General features: G+C 57.2%; 4 protein-coding genes and 2 pseudogenes. 2 read left to right on the forward strand and 4 right to left on the reverse strand.

The window, feature by feature from the left end:
• Positions 1-457: 457 nt before the first annotated feature.
• The 3 genes and pseudogenes from IVA91_RS07105 to IVA91_RS07115 all read right to left on the reverse strand — a co-directional run bounded on the left by IVA91_RS07105 (position 458) and on the right by IVA91_RS07115 (position 3,724).
• Positions 458-1,158, reverse strand: a pseudogene (locus IVA91_RS07105) (aldolase/citrate lyase family protein).
• A gap of 40 nt (positions 1,159-1,198) precedes the next feature.
• A pseudogene (locus IVA91_RS07110) lies at positions 1,199-1,703 on the reverse strand (SDR family NAD(P)-dependent oxidoreductase); the annotation flags it as partial.
• A gap of 260 nt (positions 1,704-1,963) precedes the next feature.
• The gene (locus tag IVA91_RS07115) at positions 1,964-3,724 is read right to left on the reverse strand and encodes an adenylate/guanylate cyclase domain-containing protein (RefSeq protein ID WP_247458487.1); all 1,761 of its coding nucleotides are present in this window, start codon (positions 3,722-3,724) and stop codon (positions 1,964-1,966) included.
• 654 nt (positions 3,725-4,378) lie between these two features.
• Here IVA91_RS07115 and IVA91_RS07120 point away from each other — a divergent pair.
• The gene (locus IVA91_RS07120) at positions 4,379-4,801 is read left to right on the forward strand and encodes a hypothetical protein (RefSeq protein WP_247458489.1); all 423 of its coding nucleotides are present in this window, start codon (positions 4,379-4,381) and stop codon (positions 4,799-4,801) included.
• 124 nt (positions 4,802-4,925) lie between these two features.
• Here the strand turns inward: IVA91_RS07120 and IVA91_RS07125 are convergent, their stop codons facing one another.
• Positions 4,926-5,111 carry a hypothetical protein gene (locus IVA91_RS07125; protein ID WP_247458491.1) on the reverse strand — a complete coding sequence of 62 codons (186 nt, stop codon included), beginning with the start codon at positions 5,109-5,111 and terminating at the stop codon, positions 4,926-4,928.
• Positions 5,112-5,607: 496 nt separating this feature from the next.
• Here IVA91_RS07125 and IVA91_RS07130 point away from each other — a divergent pair, with 496 nt between their 5' ends.
• Entirely contained in the window at positions 5,608-5,817 is a 210-nt protein-coding gene (locus IVA91_RS07130; RefSeq protein ID WP_247458492.1) for a hypothetical protein, read from the forward strand.
• Positions 5,818-6,865 lie beyond the last annotated feature (1,048 nt).

A 6,865-nucleotide genomic window follows, 5' to 3' on the forward strand; every position in this document is an offset into this window, starting at 1 on the left:
GTCTTGAATTCACAGAATTATTTGTGCCGCTCGGAATACTGACGATTCCGCTACCTATCGGAGTCAATCGACTGAATAGGTCTGCATGCGTAGCGGAAATCGCCACTGCTCGTACTGGCACGGCGTAGCTTCATATACCGTCAGAGATCAGGAAAGCGCTGGTTTGGTCGTCCGACTGTCCCCTACACCGCTCACTCCCACTACTGCGCGCTATCGAGCAAGTCCGCTTTACGAAGACCTGCCGAGGCCGTTTCTGCGACGCGGTTCAAAGCGCCGGTGCTTTGCAACCACGCGGTGAAGGTATGACGCTTTCAAGTTCGAAACAGCTAGCGTGGCTCCTCAGCTCTCTCTCGTACCCTCGTATCGGAGGTACAGATGCCAACCCGACTCTCTGCGCCAACATTCTGGATGGGCCGCCAAAACCCGGTGTCGTGCGCGATAACTCTCCAGCTCGAAATTACCTGCCCAGCATCTTCTTGATGCCGGCCAACCCGACACGCAAGAATGCGTCCGAATGGATATACAAATACTGCACGCCGTGCTCCAGACAGGACGACAGTTCGGCAGATGTAACGAGCGTGCCGGCGATTTTGCCGGCCGCACGAATCTTCTTCACCGCGAAAGTAACCCGCTCGATGACGGCAAGCGGGCGCGGTTGTCCGAACGGCGGAGCTGGCGGATAGCCCATGTTCTGGGAGAGGTCGCCGGGGCCGATGAAGAAGACATCGACGCCTTCAACCGCAAGCAGGCTGTCGATGTTCTCGATCGCCTCCGGTGTCTCGATCATGCAGATGATCAGCCGCTTCTCGTGATCGGCGGGCACGCTTAGCGCACAGCATCGACGATGGCGCGTGCCTGGTCAGCCGTATCGACCATCGGCACCATCAGCCCGTCGGCGCCTGCGTTCAGGTAGCGGATCAGGATCGGGCGCTCATGGGAGTGCGGGCGAACGATCGCCGCACCGCCTGCGCCGCGGATGGCTTGTGCCGTCACGCGCACATCATCAAAGTTCCAGGTGCCGTGCTCGCAATCTAGGAAGATCGCATCCGCGCCGAGTTCCACCAGGCGCACCGCCAGCCCTGATGACGAATGATGCGGCGTGAACGTGGTCATCGCTTCGCCATTGGCAAGACGCTCGCGCTGTTTGGCTCCGTTCACGATAGGTCCTTTTCTCAATCGGCTTGTCGCCGAGGCCTTCGGGTGCGCCGACCCAACGAACCGCCTCGATGTCGACGGAGGTGTCGCGCATGAAGGTCGGGCAGATGTGCAGTTCGGGGATCACGGCGCCCCTTCTGCAGGTTGGCGCAGAGCAGCACCGCGCGCGCCACGTCGTACGGATTGAGCGTCACGGCGCGCTCGCCTTCGAGCGGCGGCCGGGCGCGATTGTCCATGATCGGCGTATCGGTCTCGCCGGGCAGGATCGTCGTGGCGCGAATGCCCTGGTTCCGATAGGTGTTGTGCAGGAACGTCATGAAATTCTTGACACCGGCCTTGGCGGCACCATACGCGGCGCCGCCGAGCAGGTTCAGGTTGACGACGGCAAGCGAGGAAATCGTGATGATCGTGCCCTCCTTCCTCGCGATCATGTCCTCCAGCACGGCCTGGGTCAGGTTGAATACCGCGGTAAGATTGACGTTCACCGTGGCGTTCCACTCGACCTCGCTGATGAACCGCGCTCGGATTCTTGAAGCGCTGGTCCCGCTTGGTTATGTTGAGAAAACTGACGAAGGATATGTTTGGACGGACGTCGAGCCCGTAATGCGCATTTTGTACGGGTTCAAAAGTCTGTCAGATCCAGACGCTTTTGAGCCCCGAGAGTAAGCGCGGTAGGCTTCGAACTGGACATCATCCGAAATGAGATTCTCGGTCCGGTGTGGCGTAGATGCGCAGAAATCTCGTCGCGACCTCCCGAATAACCGAGGCCTCGAAAGAATCGGCCAAGGTAACGCTTCCTTCCTCCATATCATTTGGGGAGCCCGGCACGCCGCAATCCTTCTTCGTATCGCGAGATGTCTTCGGCACGCCGATAAGGTCCCAGCACGTTTTTGAGGTTGGAAACCCGCAGTGTAGGATTGAGTTTGCGCAGGCGCACGACCGCCTTCTGCGCTAGATCCAACCGCCCCGCCATCGCATTGCTCGCAGCGCCAATACGAAGTAGAGGTTGAGAGTTTGGATTGTCCTGCAACGCCATTGCCGCCCACGATGCCGCTTCGTCATAGCGGTTCAGGAAGAAATTTGCATGCGCAGTCCCAGCTCGCATCGGTGCGATCCACGGATCAAGCGGGCTCAGGCGTATGGCACGCGTGAAGCGCTCGATCGCTAGCTCGTACTCGCCGAGCCAATTCTTTACCCAGCCACCGCAATCCCACGCCTCGGCCACATTGGAATTGAGCGCAAGCGCGCGATCGATTAAAGCGGCGCCTCGATCGAGATCGCGAACAACATATGCCAATGCCCATCCACTATCAGCGAGCGCGATCGCATCATCCCTACCTAGTTCAACCGCTCGCTGAGCGAGCCTCGATACCTCGGCAACCTTTGCCGGTGTGAGCGAAATCCAGCCAAAGGCCTTGGCATTGGCATAGCAAAAGGCGGCACGAGCGTAGGCTGTCGCAAAGTCTGGGTCGAGCTTGATCGCGCTGTTGAATAGTTGCAGTGCCTCGTTGCACGCTTGCTGACTAGCATCTTGATAAGACTTAGCTAAACCGCGCAAGTAGTGATCATAGGCGTCGAGACGCTCGGTCTGCTTGCATCTGGCGCGCTCGATCTCGGCTTTTTCAACCGCCGGCGCGATCGCTCCGACAATGCTCTCCGTCACCTGGTCCTGCAGATCGAAAATGTCGCCGAGCCCACCATCAAACCGGTTCGCCCAAAGATGCACGCCAGTAGCGGTATCGACAAGCTGACCCGTGATGCGCACTCGGTTTGCGGCCTTGCGAACGCTTCCTTCCAACACATAGCGCACTCCAAGCTCACGCCCGACTAGCTTCACGTCGACGGCGCGCCCCTTGTATGTGAAGCTGGAGTTGCGGGCGATGACAAACAGCGCCTTGAAATGTGATAGCGCTGTGATGATGTCCTCGACCATTCCATCGGCAAAGTAGTCCTGTTCTGGATCCCCGCTAATGTTGGTGAAAGGCAATACGGCAATCGACGGTTTGTCCGGTATCGCGAGTGTGGGGTGTGCCGATTGTGTCCGCAGTCCGATATCCGGTGTTGCAATCCGGAAGACGCGGACCGGGCGGGCGATGTTTTTGAGCTGCCGCTCACCCAGATCCTCGAAGCCAAGACCCAGCTTGTCGCGCACCTGATCGTGTACGACTCTGCTTACGCAGATCCCATTGGCTTCGGCGAGGCCTTCGAGCCGTGCTGCAACGTTAACGCCATCGCCATAAATATCGTCGCCGTCAATGATGATGTCACCGAGGTTGATGCCGACGCGGAACTCGATGCGATGGTCCGTCGGTACGTCCGAGTTACGCTCCTGCATCGCGCGCTGGACCTCGACCGCACATTGGACGGCTTCGATCACGCTGGGGAATTCGATCAGAAGGCCATCGCCGGTTGTCTTGACGATGCGGCCCTGGTGCTCGGCAATGTTCGGGTCGATCAAATCTCGTCGATGCGACTTGAGCGTCGCCAAGGTTTCTGCCTCATCGACACCCATCAGCCGGTTATAGCTGACAACGTCGGCGGCGATGATGGCGGCGAGCTTCCGGGCCATGCGCATACCCGTTCCCGTTCGGGGCTCAGGAAACCAGTCTACCCGAAGAGGTGCCAATGGTCATCCGGTCCGTAGCGCGGTTGCGGCAGCGCGTTTGCCGCGCTCTGAATTGATGAGTTCATGGCTTGCTCCCTGGGCAAACCACTCAAGCTGAGTTTCGAAAAATTATTCGGTAAATCACCCTATGTGTGTGAAATCACCCACACTCATAATTTTATTTTGACATATCGATGAGGCTTCTTCGCTGTAGAGAGAGAATGTTTGCTTTGGGCCCTGGCTGTGTGAAAACGCCAAGACGCTTGAGCGCGCTCGCCGATTGGATATTCCGCAAGTCTTGCTGACAGAAATTCCATCGCGCTGCCCAACACCCCCGTCGTTCGCAGGTATTTAGGAAGTCGCTCGGTCTGGGTTGGGGACCCATTCCTCCGCGGTTGAGTCCCAATGATGGGTGTCGTCGAAATGCTTCCAGAGTGGCTGCTTTTGTTTTCTTTCGCCGTTCTGCCGGTTTGCCTCTGTGCGGACGACAAGCGCCACAGCCATCATTACCCATTCGCGAGCACTATGTCGGGAGTTCCGTTTGATTGCTGCGAGCATTGGAGGCCTCCGTCAAGGTAAGAACCTTTCCTCACATTAGCGCGCGCCACGAGCGAAGCGATGCAAGCTACTTCACAGGCCGTCAAGATCTTCGACATAGCCGAGGGCGATCACGGCGCGGCGAACGCGAGCAAATCGTCGGCTCTTCCGTTAAGCCTCAAGGGCAGCGGTCGGCAGCCGTGGGCGGAGGTTCATCATAAGGGAGCCGCAGGCGACCCGAAAAGCCAGTCCACCTTCCATTGCAGAGGAGCAGATCGAAGCCGACAACCCGTTGGCGCGCGGGCGAGCGTCGGTTTGCTCGGCCCGGCACCTGCAAGTGTCCTTTCCGTCGCAAGATGGAATGGGCCCGGAATAAAAGCAGCAATCCCTGCAACAATGGGCTCGCCCAACGATGCCGCTGCAATCGTGATTGTCATCAAAGATATGGCGACTACAAGCACATCGATCACAATGCGCTTCGAAAAGTGTTTCGTCATGAGTTGAGCCCTCACAACCGAGATGAAGTACTGCGCAGTTACAATCTTAGTTCGTACACAAATGGGTATCCCGAGCCATCGCCGCTTGTTCGTTTGCGGCCTCGAGGAGAGCCCCATGTCTCGCGGCCGCTTCAATTCGGCGCGCCGTAACTGATTTCGTGCTGCGTGTCTGTCCTGCCAAGACTGCCCTGATTAGCACGATCATAATCGGCTGCCAGGCTTTCAGGATTTTGTCCCGCAATCAGAAGCTGTTTCCGCATTTCAGCGAGGCGGGCGCGACAGTATTCGCGATAGAGCAGGTCGATTATGGCGGGCATGGGGCCCCCATCGTTGAGTATCGCTATGAGATATTCCGATTTTCTATGAGATATTCCGATTTTCGGATAATCTAAGCCCCAGCGATGGCTGTCCGATGTGAGCCCATCCACAGGCTGCGCCAATCTTCAAAGAATGATCAGCTGACCTGCTTGTCGGTGCAAAAACGGAACAGGGCTAATTACCTAAAATTTAGTATAGCAGCCTTTTGCTTCAGCAAAACTTCGTCAAACAACTCAAGATCGCTGTTGCGCGAATAAAAATCCAACCACCGCGCGAAATGAGTTACCACAGGATGTAAGCACCGTTGGCTACAACGCCGCCTGTTAGCCACCGTACCGAAGCAAGAATGGATCAACCGAGGCAGCTAGTCGGTCTGCCACTTGCATGTTCGGCGTGGACTGCTTTTCAGTAGGCAGCGAGCCGAGAGAATTGACGGCCAGCCCGGTACCAGCGGCAAGAACAGCTATTACAATCGCGGAGAGATATTTGATCCTCATGGCGATGATCCTCCCATCGCTGACGACAAGACAATTGTGTTCGCTGAAGATTTGTTCCGTTGCGGGCAGGTCCGTGGTTGCGAACGATGCAAAAATTTTGGCCCGGATTGAAAAAATTTTGGCCGGGATTGAGGCGTCCTCCCGGCTAAACCGCCGCGCGCGTCTATCAGAACATCCCGATCGAGGCGAAAAGCGCAACCTCGATTAGGACAGTGAGGCTCATGATGCCGACAGTGAGAATTGCTTCGCCCGGTGGTAGAGGCGTCATAGCGTGCCTCGCATATTGCGAAGCCCCGAAGCCCAATAGAAGCTCGCGACCCAGCCGAAGTCTCTTATGGGTCCAAATCCCGACGTCCTGTCCGAACTTCACTCCAGCGCGTCAGCCCAGACATCTGCGTCAGGCTGGAGTTGGCCGGAGCAGGTGTTGACCCGGCGGTCTATGGCGCCGCGGTCTTGGGCAGCAAGCCGGACGTATCTTCGCACTAAGATAATTCGGAACGAAGTGTCTCGGCGCGACTTGGCCCGATGAGACCGTCGCTCGCCGTCAACTAAACGGCGCAGGTCGCGGATAGCCAAAGGTCTTACGCAAGACCCGCTGTTCTCAACTACAAAGCGCTCGCGCAGATAGCCAAAAGCGGCGGTCTCCAGTTTCACAGAATACCCGGAGGCGGAAAAGCTGCGGAAGGCAGGCGCTGGTTTCTAAATCTCCGCGCCCTTTTGTCGAAGGAGACCCCGCTATGCCATACTGCGACGACATAGACTACAAACACAGCAGAGCAATTATGAAAGTGATTGGGCAGCAACTGCGCGTGTCGCTGAAGCCTACACCGGAGCAACCGGAGAGCTTTGGAGCCCAAATCGAACGGATTCGGGAATCAGAGGAGCACCGCTCACCATCAATCACCCCCGCTGACGAATGCGAGGGAAAAGGTGGCTGAAGCCGGATCGTGTTCGAATTACGTTTGCGCACTCCTCGGCAAATACAGATTGCACCCGTTGGGTAGAACAGGCTGGCAGCGTTGAATCGTCGTCCGTTCCGGGTCAAAACGCGAGCGATTCAGCCTGGGCAAATTTTGTCCGTCATGCCTCAACAAGCGGACCTCCTGGAGCGAAGCTGCCACTTCGCCGATGGGCCAAATCCGGATCGGATTTCAAACGCGCGGCTCGCTCAGCCCTTCGAACGCATGCGGATCATGAATGTTTCATATGAATACTCCGCGATCTGCCACCAGAGATTCTCGTCGTTTCGAAAGTCC

Origin of the sequence: Bradyrhizobium sp. 153 (assembly GCF_023073835.1) — a bacterium.
In the GTDB taxonomy this organism is placed as follows: domain Bacteria; phylum Pseudomonadota; class Alphaproteobacteria; order Rhizobiales; family Xanthobacteraceae; genus Bradyrhizobium.

Bases quoted from the DNA above. Each gene is read 5' to 3' on its own strand.
- IVA91_RS07115 (WP_247458487.1), bottom strand. From the start codon at position 3,724: ATGGCCCGGAAGCTCGCCGCCATCATCGCCGCCGACGTTGTCAGCTAT.
- IVA91_RS07130 (WP_247458492.1), top strand. From the start codon at position 5,608: ATGGCGATGATCCTCCCATCGCTGACGACAAGACAATTGTGTTCGCTG.
- IVA91_RS07125 (WP_247458491.1), bottom strand. From the start codon at position 5,111: ATGCCCGCCATAATCGACCTGCTCTATCGCGAATACTGTCGCGCCCGC.
- IVA91_RS07120 (WP_247458489.1), top strand. From the start codon at position 4,379: ATGCAAGCTACTTCACAGGCCGTCAAGATCTTCGACATAGCCGAGGGC.